Origin of the sequence: Bacillus sp. 2D03 (assembly GCF_003946765.1) — a bacterium.
In the GTDB taxonomy this organism is placed as follows: domain Bacteria; phylum Bacillota; class Bacilli; order Bacillales; family Bacillaceae_G; genus Bacillus_A; species Bacillus_A cereus.
In genome coordinates, this window is sequence record NZ_RPSJ01000005.1 from 346,434 (window position 1) to 362,716 (window position 16,283).

The following is a 16,283-nucleotide window of genomic DNA, read 5'->3' on the forward strand; positions in this document are numbered from 1 at the left end:
TTGCCTAGGGACGAGCGTTTGCCCGCGGTTCCACCCTAGTTGATACACAAAAGGTGCATCCACTTTATCATGTATTGCTCAGGACTGCCGTTTCCTTGCGGCTTCAGGCTTTCACTATCCCTGAATCGCTTTTTATGCAAGTACTTATAAGTCCGTCATCGCTACTTATATTAATAATAATGAACATATTCTAACACGTTCTTTTTTAAATCTCAATAGAGGAACGCGTCTATCTATGATAGAGTCTCGCCTATTTTTTCGTTATTTATTCGGTAATTTTGTTTAATATGCTTAATTGCTTCGCGCTTACTTAATGGAGCGAGCTCATTGTTTTGCACGTATTCCCAAACTACATCCTGATTTGTTTTTGCATATTCACGAAGGACCCAGCCAATTGCTTTTTGAATGAAAAATTCTTTTGAAGAATGTAGTTGTCCAATAATCCAGAAAAGAAGTTCTTCATCCATCTTTTGTTTATATTTGAGTTGGAATAAAATAGTGGCACGTTGTAACCAAATGTTATCTGATGCAATCCATTTTGGGATATAGGCAGAAATCAATTCTGGATGTTGTAAAAAGATATTACCTAAAAATGTAGGTACGATGCTATCGACAGTGTCCCACCAAGATTTTGTTACAATCAATTCTTCTAAGAAGGGGATATGTGTTTCGTTTATATGCTTTTTATATTTTTGCATAATATCAAGTGCAGCCGCTTGGAATTCACGTTCTGGTAAGTCCCAAAGTTCACGTACGATAATTTGGAAGTCTCTTTTATCTGGAAGAGTATGTATTTGAATGATGTCTTTTAATAATTGGCGTCTTTCCGGTGTTTGAATACCTAGAAATGGGAAGTGATTTTTCATATAACGAGCCATAGGTTCTGCTTTTTCAAGATTTTGATGAGCTGTAAAATGCTCTTGTAATGCTTTTACAAATGGATGCATACGTGTTTCTCCTCTCTTATTCTCTTTCTTCTCTTATTATACAAAGAGTTTGGATAAATTTTAAAACATAACTTGCAATGTAATGAAATATGTTGAAAGTAGAGAGGAGAGGATAAGATGGAGGATCAAGGCGTACTAGCAGGTTTCTTTGCTCTTAGTTTTGCGTTTATTCTTGTTATATTGATTTGGGCAATTATTTCATATTTGTTAACGGCTTTTGCACTTTATTCGATGGCGAAAAATGATGGTGCAACGGACGGGGTGCTTGCGTTTATTCCGTTTTTGAATAGTAAGACGTGGGGGGACTTAGCGAAAGATAAATTACCAGATTTTTTGAAAGAAGAAGCAGGGTGGAAAGTATTCGGCATATATGTTGCATGTTTCATTTTTAATTTCGTACCAATTATAAGTTTACTAGCAACAGCTGTATCGATTGTATTGTCCATTTATCTTATCTACGCTATTTTAGACAGATACGGAACGAACTCTATATTATTTACGATTATTCATGTAATCACATTTTCGGTGTTCTTACCGATTCACTTATTTATTATTCGAAATGAACCGGTGAGATATAAAGAGTAGATTTTTCATTTTTGTTGATAAGTAGCTATAAGTAAAAAAGCGCCCTGATTATCAGAGCGCTTTTTCTACTACATAAGGTAGCGTAAATAAATATAAATGTGAGAAATGATTAATGAAACGATCATAATTGGGAAACCGACTTTTAGGAAGTCCATGTAACTAAATTTATGTCCTTCGCGGCTCGCGATACCTGCAACGATTACGTTAGCAGAAGCTCCGATTAATGTTCCGTTTCCGCCCAGACAAGCACCTAGTGCTAATGCCCACCATAATACATCGATTTGTGCGTCAGATGGTGATAAGCCTAGCCCAACTGCCATATCGTTAATAAGTGGAATCATTGTTGCGACGAATGGGATGTTATCAATTGTTGCAGAGGCGATACCAGATACCCATAAAATAAGGATGGATGCGTAAGAAATATCTCCACCTGTTATACCAATTACTTTTTGAGCTAACATTTTGATAAGACCGATATCGATAAGTCCTCCAACAAGTACGAATAACCCTGCGAAGAAGAAGATTGTTACCCACTCTACGCTTGCAAATACTTCTTCAATTTCATGCTCTTTCACACCAATTAACATAAGTACAGTAGCACCAGTTAAGGCGATAATAGCGGCATCGATATGGAAAATAGAATGAGTCATGAAACCTACAATCGTAAGTCCAAGTACAGTTAAAGATTTTTTCATTAATACTGGGTCTTTAATGTATTGTTTTTCATCTAAGCTCATTAATTTTTTAACTTGTACAGGATCGGCAATTAATTGTTTGCGATACATGAAGTAAAGTATTATCGCTGTAACTGCAATAATAATAATTACAATTGGTGCTAGATTCAATAGGAAAGCATTGAAGTCTAAATGCTTATTTGCAGAACCAATCATAATGTTAGGTGGATCACCAATTAATGTTGCTGTTCCTCCAATGTTTGAAAAAATAATTTCAGAAAGTAAATAAGGAACAGGATTTACTTGCAGTATGCGCGTAATAGATAAAGTAACTGGAACAACAAGAAGTACAGTTGTAACGTTATCTAAAAATGCGGAGCCAAGCGCGGTAAGTAAGGAAAGTGAAATTAAAATTTTAATTGGATTTCCTTGCGCTCCTTTTGCCGCTTTAATGGCAACGTATTGGAAGACACCTGATTTACTCGTAATGTTCACCAAAATCATCATACCGATGAGTAGCGTAATCGTTCCCCATTCAATATGTTTCGTAAAGGCGTTATGTAAATCGACGACCCCCACAATTACCATGAGTGCTGCACCAAGAAGTGCGATGACAGCGCGATTAATTTTTTCAGAAATAATAATGGCATATGTAATTAAAAAGACTGCGATAGCAAAATAATACTGCCAGTTAGCGAGTTCTTGCGTTGTTTCGTGCAAAAATCTCATCTCCTTTCATTCACTTTTTCTTAGTGTGTCAAAAATGCTCTAGAAGAAACACACATAACGTCATTATAAAGTAGGAAAATGGCGGATGTAAATGAAAGGAGAGATTTTGTCATATTTTCTGCATAGGTCATTTTTTCTTATTTTTTAAAATATTTGTGGGCATTTGACATATATATAAGATACATCCAATCTGAATATTTAAAATGGAATTAGCATTCGAGCTTGTTCGTGTAGGAGTGTCAAATAGAAAGGAATGACAAAAATGATAAGGAAGGGATCGTATGGATGAACAACGATTTTTATTTTTAGACTTTGAGTTTACGATGCCCCAGCATAGAAAGAAACCGAAAGGATTTTTTCCAGAGATTATTGAGGTAGGACTCGTTTCAGTTGCTGGCTGTAAGGTAGAAGATACGTATTCATCACATGTCAGGCCGAAAACATTTCCCTCTTTAACGGATCGATGTAAGAAGTTTTTAGGAATAAAACAAGAAGTCGTGGATAAAGGGATTTCATTTCCTGAACTCGTTAAGAAGCTTTCAGAATACGAAACGAAATGTAAACCGACAATTGTAACGTGGGGAAATATGGATATGAAAGTGCTGAAGCATAATTGTGAAATGGCAGGGATAGCTTTTCCATTCTTCGGACAGTGTCGTGATTTATCGCTTGAGTATAAGAAGTTTTTTGGAGAAAGAAATCAAACAGGATTATGGAAAGCAATTGAGGCGTATGGAAAAGTAGGGACAGGGAAGCATCATTGTGCGCTTGATGATGCAATGACGACGTACAATATTTTTAAACTAGTAGAAAAAGATAAAGAGTATTTAGTAAAACCAGCACCTCCAACATTAGGAGAACTTGTTGATTTTTCAAAAGTGTTAAAGAAAGTGAGCACACAGTAACGACCAAATTGCACATTATGTAATTTGGTCGTTTTGTTTTTTAGAGTTTGTAGTCTTTCTTTAACTGCTCTAATGTTTCTAGACTACGCTCTGCAAAAGGTGAATCATCTTCAGAAAATGAATTCATTTGAGTTTCTAATGCTAATTTTAGTGAATCTGTATAATCCGGAATTTCTCCTTCATATTTCTTCACCATTTGTTCTGGAATATTCGTTTGCTCACGAAAAGCTAAAGCACGTCTTTCGTGGAAAAATGGTACGTCAGCTTGTTTTACGTTATGTAAGTCACCTTGCACCGGATGTTTTAAAACAGCTAATACTTTTACGACGTAACTGCCAGGGCGGCTATTTGTAACCTCGCCAATGTATTTTCCTGTTTTATAAATACCAGTAACGATTTCACCAATTTCAAATGTTTCTCTCATATTTTTCACCTCAAGTTTATAGTAAGGAAAGTGAGGGAAGGAGTCAAAGAAATCCTTCGTTTTCAGAACGCCCCTTGAGAATATGGGGAGGTTGCACTATAATTTAAAATGATATAACAGAAAATTCTGATGTTTTATAAATCCTATAATAAGGAGTGTTCTATATGATGCCTTTATATTTTCCGGAAGATAAAACAGAATATATTATTCCAGGGATTGTTTGTGTTCTATTTATTATCGGTGCTATTGCTACGTGGCGCATGTTTATTCGTATATCAAAAAGAGAAGCAGACCGATTACAGAAAGTTGAAGAAAAACTATTAGCTGAAAAGAAACAGTAACGCATTTTTGTATGTTTCCCTCTATGCTCGGACAATCTAAGGGCAGAATATATTTTGGAGGGAATAAAATGAAAAAACGGCTTTTTTTCAGTTGTTGTTTATTATTTCTGATGGCAGGTTGTGACCAAGGAAAGCCGAAAGAAATTGAAGTGAAATTACATAATGCTTCAGGAGATGAAGTAGGGACTGCGAAAGTAGTTCAGCAAACAAGTGGAGTGAAAATTACGATTAAAGGGGAAGGTTTCACGCCAGGACCACACGGACTACATGTACATGAAATCGGAGAGTGTAAGGCACCTCGTTTTGAATCATCTGGGAATCATTTTAATCCTGATGATAAAAAACATGGTCTTCTTAATCCGAAGGGCGCAGAAAACGGTGATTTACCGAACGTAGTTGCAGATGGTTCTGGAAAGATTAAAGCGGAAATCGATGCACCCCACATTACACTTGAAGAAGGGAAAACGACGATTCATAGAAAAGATGGAGCGTCTATTATTATTACAGAAAACCCTGATGATGGTATGACACAACCGACAGGTAAATCAGGGGATCGAATTGCTTGTGGCGTAATTGTAAAAAAAGCATCGGATATGAAGAAAAAGTAAAAGCTACCGTGAATGGTAGCTTTATTTGTGAAATGTAATTGAAAATATATCAGCGATTATTGGAATATATCGACTGTAACTCAAATTATATCGGCGATTATTGGAATATATCGACCGTAACTTGAAATATATCAGCGATTATTGAAATATATCGACTTACCGACAAAATATGACAAAGGAGTCTGCCCAAGAATGATTCGGGACAGACTCCTTTCTTATTATGAAAACGTATGACGCAGTCTGTTTAAAATTTCTTCTAAAACAGATCGTGGACAGCCGATGTTAATTCGAATATGTTCTTCGCCACCTAACCCGTATTTCTCACCAGGTTCAACGATGATTTTTCCTTTTTCCTCAAGTAGTGCGGTACGCTCGTTTTGAGAAAGCTTTAGACGTGAACAATCAATCCATAATAAAAAGCTACCTTCTGGCTTCGTTACGGAAAGAGCAGGTATGTGAGTTTTAATATATTCACAAGCAAATTGAGCATTATCTTCTATATATAATCGAATTTCGTTTAGCCAATCATTACATTCTGTATAGGCGCTTTGCATCGCTGTATAAGCGAAGATATTTAACCCGTGGAAGCCTTGTCTATACTGGATAGCTGTAAAGGCATGACGGAGCTTTTCGTTTGGAATGATAATGATCGACGCCTGTAATCCAGCGATATTAAATGTTTTACTTGGAGCCATGCAAGTGATAGTGCGCTCTGCTAATTCTTCAGATAAGGAAGCGAACGGTGTATGTGTATGGTCTGCATAAATGATATCGGAATGAATTTCATCCGCCACAACGATTACGTCATATTTAGTACATAATGATCCGAGCTGCACAAGTTCCTCTTTCGTCCAAACGCGTCCGATTGGGTTATGAGGGCTACAAAGAAGCATGAGTTTGATGCCTTGCTGAAACTGCTTTTCTAAATGCTTGAAGTCTATCACATATGTATCATTTTGTTTCTGTAATGGACTCACGCATAACTGCCTGTTGTTTGTTGTGACCATTTCGAAAAATGGAGGATAAATAGGTGGTTGTACGAGAACAGATTCGTTTTCTTTGGTGAAAGCCTGTATGCTCGTACTAAGAGCTGGAACGATTCCGGCGCTAAAGACAATCCATTCTTTTTGAATATCCCAGTTGTATTGTTGTTTTGTCCAGTTACAAATAATATTTCCAATATTTTCGGGAGGAAGTGTATAGCCAAAAATCGGATGTTCGATTCGTTGTTTTAAGGCAGTTTGAATTGGTTTTGGTACTTCAAAATCCATATCAGCAATCCAAGCATGGATAAGTTCTTCGTTTTTATATGTATCCCATTTTATACTATGCGTTCCACGTCGATTGATTGCTTTATGAAATAGTTGCATAAGTTTGCTCCCTTCTTCTGTAAAACCAATAAGTTATGAAAGTTCTCTCTCTTCTTATAGAATAGCTGATGTGATAGGATAAAGAAAAGTATTAAAAAGTGAAAAGGCGGGAAGCGAATGGGTACATATGAAAAGATGATAGAGGTTGTGAAGAATTGGGATCCGTTTCAAATGGGACCGGAGTTTTATGAAACAGAGGCGAGCGATGTTGTGAGCGTCATAAGTGTGTTTGACGATCCAAAATACATCGCAAAGAAGATTCAACATATATACTTTATGTCTTTCGAGGAAGTACCTGCGCTTGAAAAATGTGAGAAATTAGCTGTGGAATTACTTGTAATAAAAGAAGGTGGAAGCTGTTCATTATAGGCTGTCGGGATTTCCGACAGCCTTTTTTATATTATCCCGCTATTTGCTGGGTAGTAAGACCCTCACCTCAAAATTCAGCGGAAGCAAAGAAGTTAGGTGGGGGCTCATTAAAGTTTCATTTTATTGCGCGGAAAAAGCGATAATTTCTTCATAAACATGTTCAGGCTTTTCTTCAGGTAGTAAATGTCCTGTATTTTCGTAAGAAATAAATTTTGAATTCGGTAAATCTTTGTGTAGACGATGACCTACATGTACAGGGACGACGCGGTCTTTTTCACCCCAAATGAGTAGGATAGGTGTTTCGATTTTTTGTAATTCAGTTGAAGATAAGTCACCTTCACGGTCTCGTATCATGCGAGTTAAAGCGGGAAATATACGGTCGTCATAAAAAGGAGCGGAGTAACCTTTTTTCATTTCATCGTCAATTAATGAGTGATCATGAACGACATTCATTAAGTTATGAACAATGCCGCGCCTTATAATCCAGTTCTTTACGTATAAATGAAAGAACGGTAAATAAGAAGAGTATAGTAAAGGTAAGGTTGCGCGAGCTAAATAGCTCGAGCTACATAGTAAAATCGTCTTTGAAATGAGTTCAGGACGTATACGGTTTACATAGAGAGAAATTTGCCCACCCATAGAATGCCCAACTAATACAATGTTTGAGAGAGATAAATGTTCAATTAAATCAATAATAATCGTTGCTAAATTGTGATAAGAATACTTAAACAGATGAGATTTATCACTTTTTCCGAACGGTGGCAAATCAAGAGCAATGACTGTTCCTTCCTTCGATAGTAAAGGAATGAGACGGCGGTAACTGAATGAGGAAGATAAAAAGCCGTGAACGAGTATGAAAGTAGGACGTTCTGTTTTATTATCATGTTCATACAATTCGTAATGAACGGTAGTGCCGCGAGTGGAAAAAGTGAAATAAGGACAAGTATATTTATGATTCATTTTTTGTCACTCCATTGATTTTTGTTCATATCATCTCCAAGGAAGAAGAAAATATGTTAACAAAAAAAGGCAAGATGACGATGTCATCTTGCCTTTCGTTTATTCAGTATTACCCGCGAACAATATTAGGCGGTGTTTTTCCTTGTAACCCTGCAACTAAATTTTCAGCGGCGGTCATGGCCATTTGCTGACGAGTTTTTAATGTTGCAGATCCGATATGTGGTAAAGTCACAACATTTTGTAATGATAAGAGTGGATTATCTTTTCGAATCGGCTCTTGTGTAAATGTATCGATACCTGCTGCAAAGATTTTCTTTTCTGTTAAAGCATGGATTAACGCTTCTTCATCTACTGTTTTCCCGCGAGAAGCATTAATGAAGATTGCTGTGTCTTTCATTAATGAAAATTCCTTTTCTCCGATAAGGTGATATGTTTCATCTGTTAATGGAGTAAGAAGAACAATAAAGTCAGACTGCTTCAGTAGCGTCTGTAAATCACAATATGTAGCATCGAATTTTTGTTCAGCTTCTTCTTTACGACGGCGGTTATAGTAAAGAACATTCATATCAAATCCGAATTTTGCTCGTTTTGCGACGGCTTCTCCAATTCGGCCCATACCGATAATACCAATTGTGCTATGGTGTACATCTAGTCCGAAGTGTTCTTTTCCGATTTCAGCGTTCCATTCACCATTTTTCACGTAAGAATCGAGTTCGCAAACGCGGCGCCCAGCTGATAGCATAAGGGCGAAAACGAGATCAGCTACTGTATCATCTAATACGTATGGTGTATTCGTTCCGATAACATTTCGGTTTTTCATCGCTTGTAAATCAAAATTATCGTAACCAACAGAAATGTTGCTCACTACTTTTAAGTTAGGAGCTACTGTCAGTAATTCTTCATTAATAGCAGATCCGAAATTTAATAACCCATCTTTATCTTGTATTTTCTCTAATAGAATATCACGAGGTACTTTCTCATTTTGATCCCATTTTTCATAATCACAGTGTTCTGATAAATAGTTTTCTACAAATGTTGGAACTGGTTCAGCAATATAAACTTTTGGTTTCACGGTTCCATCCCCTTTCGCTTTATCACGTATTTTTCCGCTGATTAAAGTTTCACTTTACCCCACATTAACGGACAGTAAGTCTCCCACCTCAAAAAGCAGCTCAAGTAAAGAGGTTAGGTGGGAGAGCAACTGTCCGTAAAAGCCCGATTGGTGCGGGCTAATAGTCAGCGGGGTGAAGCATTTCGCTGATTAAAGTTTCACTTTATTTTGACATAATTCAATAGAAAAATCTTCTTTTCAAACTGGAAAGGGTATTTGTATAATTTAGACACAAACGAAAAGGAAGGATGATTTATATGGTGACAGAAAAAGAATTAGAATTATTAGCTTGTCTTGAAAAGAGTAGTCGATTATCTGTAGATACATTAGCGAAGCTGTTAAATATAGAAGTAGAAGAAGTAAAGAAGATGGTTGCGAGATTAGAAAATGAAAAGATTATTGTGGATTATGTAACACATATCGATTGGACGAAAGTGAAAGAACATACAGGTTTAACGGCAATGATCGATGTGAAAGTTACGCCAAAGCACGGTGTGGGGTTTGATGCGGTTGCTGAACAAATTTATCGTTATTCAGAAGTGAAATCCGTTTATTTAATGTCAGGGACATATGATCTTTCTATTACATTAGAAGGGAAAACGATGGGGGAAGTAGCGATGTTTGTTTCTGAGAAATTAGCAACAATTGAATCTGTCGTTTCTACAACTACTCATTTCATTTTGAAGAAGTATAAACATGAGGGCGTTATTTATGAAAAAGACGATGATGATAAGCGAATTGTGGTGACACCATGAAGCAATTTGAACTATCTAGATCAGCAGAATCTTTAAAACCATCTGGTATTCGAAAATTTTTTGATTTAGCAGCAAATATGAAAGGTGTTATTTCCCTCGGGGTAGGAGAGCCAGATTTTGTTACCCCTTGGAATGTAAGGCAAGCATGTATTCGTTCTTTGGAACAAGGGTATACGTCATATACAGCAAATGCAGGATTATTGGAGCTCCGTCAAGAAATAGCAAAGTATCTAAAAAAACAATTTGCAGTATCTTATGACCCAAGTGATGAAATCATTGTTACAGTTGGAGCGAGCCAGGCGTTAGATGTAGCGATGCGCGCCATTATAAATCCTGATGATGAAGTGCTCATTATTGAACCAAGCTTCGTTTCTTATGCACCACTTGTGACATTAGCTGGAGGAGTTCCGGTTCCTGTGGCGACTACTTTAGAAAATGAGTTTAAAGTACTACCAGAACAAATTGAAGCAGCTATTACAGCGAAAACAAAGGCGATTTTGCTTTGTTCACCAAATAACCCGACAGGTGCAATGCTAAATAAATCCGAGCTTGAAGAAATAGCAGTGATTGTTGAGAAGTACAATCTAATTGTATTATCTGATGAAATTTATGCAGAGCTTGTATACGACGAAGTATATACAAGTTTCGCGAGTATTAAAAATATGCGTGAGCATACGATTTTAATTTCGGGATTTTCAAAAGGGTTTGCGATGACAGGATGGCGTCTCGGTATGATTGCAGCTCCTGTTCAATTTTCAGAATTAATGCTCAGAATCCATCAGTATTCAATGATGTGTGCACCGACGATGTCTCAGTTTGCAGCACTTGAGGCGTTACGGGCAGGGAACGATGAAGTGATTCGAATGAGAGATAGTTATAAGAAGCGTCGTAACTTCATGACGAAATCTTTCAATGAAATGGGCTTAACGTGTCATGTGCCAGGCGGAGCATTTTATGTTTTCCCTTCTATATCTTCAACAGGATTATCTTCAGCGGAATTTGCAGAACAGTTATTGCTGGAAGAAAAAGTGGCTGTTGTCCCTGGTAGCGTATTTGGCGAAAGTGGTGAAGGTTTTATTCGTTGTTCTTATGCAACGTCGCTTGAACAACTTATGGAAGCAATGAAGAGAATGGAACGGTTTGTAGAGAATAAAAAAAGGACAAAACGTAATACGTTTTGTCCATAAAAGGGGGGGAATACTAGAAAGCCATGTGTTAGTAGTCTATCCCAATATTGGATAATTATACTTCTTTAAGGGAAATTTTTTATGAATTTTGAATGAGTTCTGTCATAGTGGTATAATTTACTAATATAAGGTATACGCATTCTAGATAACGTTATCTAGAATGCGTACTAACCAATCGGATATTTAAAATAAATATATCTGCTTTGCTCTCTATAATTGTAGAGAGAATGGTAAACGTATGGGAGTGTTTCATATGTCAGAACAATATACAACAGGAGTGGTTGTAACAGGGAAAGTGACTGGAATTCAAGATTACGGTGCGTTTGTAGCGTTAGATGCAGAAACACAAGGGCTTGTGCATATATCTGAAATTACAAATGGATATGTAAAGGATATTCATGACTTTTTAAAGGTCGGCGATACAGTAGAAGTAAAGGTACTTTCAATTGATGAAGAGCACAGAAAAATGAGTTTATCGTTAAAAGCGGCGAAAAGAAAACAAGGAAGGATTCTTATACCGAACCCATCTGAAAACGGATTTAATACGCTGCGAGAAAAGTTGGCAGAATGGATTGAAGAGTCCGAGTTAACAAAGTAAAAGAGGAACGCATATGAGCGTTCCTCTTTTACTTTATCTTATGATATATATTTGCAAATATGATTGCATGCAATCATATTCGTATGTCGGAGGTGAAAGGACATACTGATTATCGAATTTCGTTTGTTTCTGGGTGCGTACCAAGATTTTCAGATGGTTTAAACAGTAAACCAAGGTTGATAAGCCCAGATATACCAACGATGCCGTAAATAATACGTGCAAGAGCTGAATTTTGTCCACCGAAAATGGCTGCTACTAAGTCAAACTGGAAAAAACCGATTAGTCCCCAGTTCACAGCGCCAATTACAGTAAAGACTAATGCGATACGTTGTAAAGTACTCATGAAAAAGCCCCCCTTAATTGTGAAGCATGAGCAAGCGATGAGTTAATTAACTCTTTTATAGAATGGGGTAGTTATGTTGTTTTTATACATAAAAAATGTTTGAAAGAAGATGTATATACATCTATACCGAAAAATACGAATTTTTATGCAAAAAATGAACTTTTTCTAAAAAATATATATTGGTTACGTTTACAATGTTTGAATCGCTTGATTTACAACTTCAGTTTCGCTAAAGTGAATACAGAAATACATATCCATAATTGGAGGGAAAAAGATGAGTACACATGTAACGTTCGACTATTCTAAAGCGTTATCCTTCATCGGTGAACATGAAATCACTTATTTACGTGATGCAGTGAAAGTAACACATCACGCAATCCACGAAAAAACTGGAGCTGGGAACGATTTCCTTGGGTGGGTAGACCTTCCGCTTCAATATGACAAAGAAGAATTTGCTCGCATTCAAAAATGCGCAGAAAAAATTAAAAATGACTCTGACATTTTACTTGTTGTAGGTATCGGTGGTTCTTACTTAGGAGCACGTGCAGCAATCGAAATGTTAAACCATTCTTTCTACAACACGCTTTCTAAAGAACAACGTAAAACTCCACAAGTGCTATTTGTTGGACAAAACATTAGCTCCACTTACATGAAAGATTTAATGGACGTATTAGAAGGTAAAGACTTCTCTATTAACGTTATTTCCAAATCAGGTACAACAACAGAGCCAGCACTAGCATTCCGTATCTTCCGTAAGTTATTAGAAGAAAAGTATGGAAAAGAAGAAGCTCGCAAACGTATTTATGCAACTACAGATAAAGCGCGTGGTGCATTAAAAACATTAGCTGATAACGAAGGTTACGAAACATTTGTTATTCCAGATGATGTTGGAGGTCGTTTCTCTGTATTAACGCCAGTTGGTTTATTACCAATCGCAGTAAGTGGCTTAAATATTGAAGAGATGATGAAAGGTGCAGCTGCTGGTCGTGATGACTTCGGAACATCAGAACTAGAAGAAAATCCAGCTTACCAATATGCAGTAGTTCGTAACGCTTTATACAATAAAGGAAAAACAATTGAAATGCTTGTTAACTATGAACCAGCACTTCAATACTTCGCTGAGTGGTGGAAACAGTTATTTGGTGAAAGTGAAGGAAAAGATCAAAAAGGTATTTTCCCATCTTCAGCAAACTTCTCAACTGATTTACACTCATTAGGTCAATACGTTCAAGAAGGTCGTCGTGACTTATTTGAAACAGTTCTTAAAGTAGGTAAATCTACACATGAACTAACAATCGAATCAGAAGAAAACGATTTAGACGGATTAAACTACCTTGCTGGTGAAACTGTAGACTTCGTAAACACAAAAGCATACGAAGGTACATTACTTGCACATAGCGACGGGGGAGTACCAAACTTAATCGTCAATATTCCTGAATTAAATGAGTACACATTCGGTTACCTTGTATACTTCTTCGAAAAAGCATGTGCGATGAGCGGCTACTTATTAGGCGTGAATCCATTTGACCAACCTGGAGTAGAAGCATATAAGAAAAACATGTTTGCTTTACTTGGTAAACCAGGATTTGAAGAATTAAAAGCAGAATTAGAAGAGCGTTTAAAATAATAAAAAGCGACCGGATTCCGGTCGCTTTTTATTATTTTATCGAAAAGTCCATCAGTATATTCAAACTAAAGTGGGTATGCTAAAGGAAAAGTCTAGGAGGGATGGGCTTGATTCCGATTCAATCAAATTTAGAAGGACGTACATATGCGTTATATAAGTTAGAAGAGATTATGAAACCACTTGGATATAGCATTGGTGGTAATTGGGATTATGATAAAGGATGCTTTGATTACAAAATCGATGAAGAAGATGGGTATCAATTTTTACGAGTTCCATTTACAGCCATTGATGGAGAACTAGATGTACCAGGCGTAATAGTTCGTCTTGGAACGCCGTATATTCTTTCGCACGTATATCAAGACGAACTAGATGATAATGTGAATACTTTAACAGCTGGAACAAGTGGAATGGATCAATTTGCTGAGCCGAAAGATCCAGATGGAGATGTGAAAAGAAAATATATCAATATTGGGAAAGTGCTCATGCAAGAATTAGAGCGTCATTTTACTAATGGTGAATAACAATGAATATGTCGCTTTCAATGAGAACAAAGGAATGAACTGGATTAATCATATATTGTTCGTCGCGCTTTATACCTAGTAAGAGAATGTTTTGCTTTAAAAGAGTATAGCTACAATTGGCAAAAGTTTGTCCGGTGCAGGACGATGGAAGCTCCATCAGTTGTAATTTATTATCAGAGATTTCGTCGTAAAGTGAAAATAGTACACCTGAAATGGAAGGGAATAAAAGAGAAGCGGTAAATACATAGCTCGTTAATTTATTTCCTTCTATAATTTCTGACACGCCAGCTCTCGTTGCATTTTGTATTTGTTCAGAAGTAAGAAGTTCAGCGATGCAGTGAATGTTTGGGTTGAGCCCTTTTGCAGTTAAAATATTTAAAATGGACTGTGTATCCGCTAAGCTTTCGTTTTTTTCTTTATCAGCTGTTATTAATATGGTGTGTGCCGTTGCAATATTAGCCTTTAATAAAGTTTGATCGTGATGCGGACAACCTTTTATAAATTCTAAATGATGAAATGGTTTTGGGAGTAAAGAAAGTGTTTCATCAATTAAAACGATATCAAGGTTTGGTTGTAATACGTGCATTTGCTTTACAACATGTTTTGCGCGCTCATTCCAGCCAACGATAATCATATGACCGTTAGAAGTAGCGGCTTCTTCACCTTTAATTTTCATATATTGTTTATTAATCATTTCAGTAGCAAACAGCACCATATAATAAGAACAAAAGCCAGTTCCTAATAAAATAATACTTATACCTATTAGTTTTCCTAGCGTCGTATGGGGAGCAAAGTCGCCATATCCAACTGTAAAAATGGTAACGATTGACCACCAAATTCCGTCAAACCATGTAGTGAAATGAAAAGGTTCTAATCTATGTATAAGAAAACCGGAAAAAGCAGTCAGTACAATAATAAAACAAATTAAACGGAAAATAATGGAATCGCGAAATGTATCTACTAAATTCGGACGGGATTTCAATTGCCTATTCCTCCTTACTTTGTAGGACTACATTCATTGTTGCCATTATAGAAAAAAGAAAAACTCTCTAATTAAAGAGAGTTTGTTTTACGTTACATACTTTCCACTTCAGTTTGTTGGACACTTTCAAGATGCTGGAGAGCATAGTAAACATCAGCAGTATGTCTTTTTTGATCAATGGACAGTTTAAGATGTAAATAGTGAGAACCGTTTTCTAATGTTTTAAGCTTCATATTCTTAACTTTTATATCCATTTCTTTTATTTCTTCAATTACGATTGGGATATTGTCCATATTTCGTACAACAAGTTTCACAGCGATATCACGTTGACGAAATGATCTAGGGCCTACATATTTCATCGCGAGTGGTATAAGTTCGACACTAATCATAAGGAAACACATTCCGAATATCGCTTCAATATAGAATCCGGCCCCAACAGCAATACCAATGCCAGAAGCACCCCAGATCATAGCGGCAGTCGTGAGCCCTGCAATGCTATCGTTGCCTCTTCTTAAAATTACGCCAGCACCTAAAAAACCAATTCCTGATACAATTTGAGCGGCAAGTCGAAGTGGATCCATATTCATATGATCGGTATGTGGTAAGTTATAAGCTGCTTTAATAGAGACAATCGTTAGGAGGCAACTAATAATAGAAATAACTAAACACGTTTTTAAACCAAGTGGTTTCCGTTTTAATTCGCGTTCTAAACCAATGGCAAATCCTAAAATAGCCGAGAGACCTAGTTTGATTAATAAATCGGTATAGTCCATATATATTCCTCCTTGTATGATATGCTATATGAATAAAACGCTTATTATAGAAAGAAACGTCTTTTGATAGAGTAACTTTATATAAAATATATGTAGGAATTGCTCATACATGAAAGAGATATTTCGTTTAAGTATATGATATAAAAAAAGAAATGTGGGCAGTTTTAAAAAAAGTTTATAAAAGGTGTTGCATTTCATTTTTCACCATGATATATTAATAACCGTCGCTGATGCGGAAACGCAGAAAACGACAAAAAAGAAATTGAAAAACTTAGTTGACATCGAAAAACGAAGATGTTAACATAAGGAAGTCGCAAATGAGCGACCAAGTAGTTCTTTGAAAACTGAACGAAACAAACAACGTGAAACGTCAATTTTTATTTTAGATGCTAGACAAACTAACTTTATTGGAGAGTTTGATCCTGGCTCAGGATGAACGCTGGCGGCGTGCCTAATACATGCAAGTCGAGCGAA

The 16,283-nt window shown here is 36.5% G+C and carries 19 protein-coding genes and 1 rRNA gene; 11 read left to right on the plus strand and 9 right to left on the minus strand.

Features of this window, described 5'->3' with window-relative positions; all coding sequences use genetic code 11:
• Positions 1-233: 233 nt before the first annotated feature.
• Positions 234-947 carry a DNA alkylation repair protein gene (locus EBQ15_RS14570; protein WP_000553304.1) on the minus strand — a complete coding sequence of 238 codons (714 nt, stop codon included), beginning with the start codon at positions 945-947 and terminating at the stop codon, positions 234-236.
• A gap of 117 nt (positions 948-1,064) precedes the next feature.
• On the opposite strand from EBQ15_RS14570, the gene EBQ15_RS14575 reads away from it, so the two are divergent.
• Entirely contained in the window at positions 1,065-1,532 is a 468-nt protein-coding gene (locus EBQ15_RS14575; protein WP_000390061.1) for a hypothetical protein, read from the plus strand.
• Positions 1,533-1,600: 68 nt separating this feature from the next.
• Here the strand turns inward: EBQ15_RS14575 and EBQ15_RS14580 are convergent, their stop codons facing one another.
• Entirely contained in the window at positions 1,601-2,926 is a 1,326-nt protein-coding gene (locus EBQ15_RS14580; protein ID WP_000545231.1) for an ArsB/NhaD family transporter, read from the minus strand.
• 290 nt (positions 2,927-3,216) lie between these two features.
• On the opposite strand from EBQ15_RS14580, the gene kapD reads away from it, so the two are divergent.
• Positions 3,217-3,840, plus strand: coding sequence for a 3'-5' exonuclease KapD (gene kapD, locus EBQ15_RS14585; protein ID WP_000344358.1), 624 nt, complete (start codon positions 3,217-3,219; stop codon positions 3,838-3,840).
• Positions 3,841-3,880: 40 nt separating this feature from the next.
• Here the strand turns inward: kapD and kapB are convergent, their stop codons facing one another.
• Positions 3,881-4,264, minus strand: coding sequence for a kinase-associated lipoprotein KapB (gene kapB / locus EBQ15_RS14590; RefSeq protein ID WP_001209340.1), 384 nt, complete (start codon positions 4,262-4,264; stop codon positions 3,881-3,883).
• Positions 4,265-4,428: 164 nt separating this feature from the next.
• Between kapB and EBQ15_RS31150 the strand changes: the two genes are divergently transcribed.
• Positions 4,429-4,605 (plus strand): hypothetical protein, encoded by a 177-nt coding sequence (locus tag EBQ15_RS31150; RefSeq protein ID WP_000982755.1) that lies wholly within the window; start codon positions 4,429-4,431, stop codon positions 4,603-4,605.
• A gap of 68 nt (positions 4,606-4,673) precedes the next feature.
• Positions 4,674-5,213 carry a superoxide dismutase [Cu-Zn] gene (sodC, locus tag EBQ15_RS14595; protein ID WP_000746520.1) on the plus strand — a complete coding sequence of 180 codons (540 nt, stop codon included), beginning with the start codon at positions 4,674-4,676 and terminating at the stop codon, positions 5,211-5,213.
• 218 nt (positions 5,214-5,431) lie between these two features.
• Here sodC and EBQ15_RS14600 read toward each other — a convergent pair whose 3' ends face one another.
• Positions 5,432-6,583, minus strand: coding sequence for a MalY/PatB family protein (locus EBQ15_RS14600; RefSeq protein WP_001175829.1), 1,152 nt, complete (start codon positions 6,581-6,583; stop codon positions 5,432-5,434).
• 117 nt (positions 6,584-6,700) lie between these two features.
• Between EBQ15_RS14600 and EBQ15_RS14605 the strand changes: the two genes are divergently transcribed.
• Positions 6,701-6,952 (plus strand): YugE family protein, encoded by a 252-nt coding sequence (locus tag EBQ15_RS14605; protein ID WP_000537645.1) that lies wholly within the window; start codon positions 6,701-6,703, stop codon positions 6,950-6,952.
• A 120-nt stretch (positions 6,953-7,072) separates the two neighbouring features.
• On the opposite strand, the gene EBQ15_RS14610 is transcribed toward EBQ15_RS14605, so the two are convergent.
• Together EBQ15_RS14610 and EBQ15_RS14615 are read right to left on the minus strand one after the other, a co-directional pair.
• A complete protein-coding gene (locus EBQ15_RS14610; RefSeq protein WP_001015858.1) occupies positions 7,073-7,912 on the minus strand; it encodes an alpha/beta fold hydrolase in 840 nt (279 codons plus the stop codon).
• A gap of 109 nt (positions 7,913-8,021) precedes the next feature.
• Positions 8,022-9,014 (minus strand): 2-hydroxyacid dehydrogenase, encoded by a 993-nt coding sequence (locus tag EBQ15_RS14615; RefSeq protein ID WP_033683509.1) that lies wholly within the window; start codon positions 9,012-9,014, stop codon positions 8,022-8,024.
• Between the two features lie 266 nt (positions 9,015-9,280).
• On the opposite strand from EBQ15_RS14615, the gene EBQ15_RS14620 reads away from it, so the two are divergent.
• The 3 genes from EBQ15_RS14620 (at position 9,281) to yugI (ending at position 11,563) form a co-directional block, all read left to right on the plus strand.
• Positions 9,281-9,778, plus strand: coding sequence for an Lrp/AsnC family transcriptional regulator (locus EBQ15_RS14620; RefSeq protein ID WP_000255696.1), 498 nt, complete (start codon positions 9,281-9,283; stop codon positions 9,776-9,778).
• Positions 9,775-10,965 carry an aminotransferase gene (locus EBQ15_RS14625; protein WP_000808525.1) on the plus strand — a complete coding sequence of 397 codons (1,191 nt, stop codon included), beginning with the start codon at positions 9,775-9,777 and terminating at the stop codon, positions 10,963-10,965. The genes EBQ15_RS14620 and EBQ15_RS14625 overlap by 4 nt, the downstream gene beginning before the upstream one ends.
• Before the next feature lie 253 nt (positions 10,966-11,218).
• A complete protein-coding gene (gene yugI / locus EBQ15_RS14630) occupies positions 11,219-11,563 on the plus strand; it encodes a S1 domain-containing post-transcriptional regulator GSP13 (protein ID WP_000003764.1) in 345 nt (114 codons plus the stop codon).
• Positions 11,564-11,672: 109 nt separating this feature from the next.
• On the opposite strand, the gene EBQ15_RS14635 is transcribed toward yugI, so the two are convergent.
• On the minus strand, positions 11,673-11,906 hold the full coding sequence (locus EBQ15_RS14635; protein ID WP_000105788.1) for a DUF378 domain-containing protein: 234 nt from the start codon (positions 11,904-11,906) through the stop codon (positions 11,673-11,675).
• Positions 11,907-12,180: 274 nt separating this feature from the next.
• Here EBQ15_RS14635 and EBQ15_RS14645 point away from each other — a divergent pair, with 274 nt between their 5' ends.
• Together EBQ15_RS14645 and EBQ15_RS14650 are read left to right on the plus strand one after the other, a co-directional pair.
• The gene (locus tag EBQ15_RS14645) at positions 12,181-13,533 is read left to right on the plus strand and encodes a glucose-6-phosphate isomerase (RefSeq protein WP_000103658.1); all 1,353 of its coding nucleotides are present in this window, start codon (positions 12,181-12,183) and stop codon (positions 13,531-13,533) included.
• A 107-nt stretch (positions 13,534-13,640) separates the two neighbouring features.
• Complete coding sequence (locus EBQ15_RS14650) at positions 13,641-14,054, plus strand: YugN-like family protein (RefSeq protein WP_000612334.1); 414 nt, start codon at positions 13,641-13,643, stop codon at positions 14,052-14,054.
• On the opposite strand, the gene EBQ15_RS14655 is transcribed toward EBQ15_RS14650, so the two are convergent.
• Positions 14,041-15,036, minus strand: coding sequence for a potassium channel family protein (locus EBQ15_RS14655; RefSeq protein ID WP_000842322.1), 996 nt, complete (start codon positions 15,034-15,036; stop codon positions 14,041-14,043). The genes EBQ15_RS14650 and EBQ15_RS14655 overlap by 14 nt on opposite strands.
• 92 nt (positions 15,037-15,128) lie before the next feature.
• Positions 15,129-15,809, minus strand: coding sequence for an MgtC/SapB family protein (locus EBQ15_RS14660; RefSeq protein WP_000386676.1), 681 nt, complete (start codon positions 15,807-15,809; stop codon positions 15,129-15,131).
• A gap of 404 nt (positions 15,810-16,213) precedes the next feature.
• On the opposite strand from EBQ15_RS14660, the gene EBQ15_RS14665 reads away from it, so the two are divergent.
• A 16S ribosomal RNA gene (locus EBQ15_RS14665) occupies positions 16,214-16,283 on the plus strand; the annotation flags it as partial.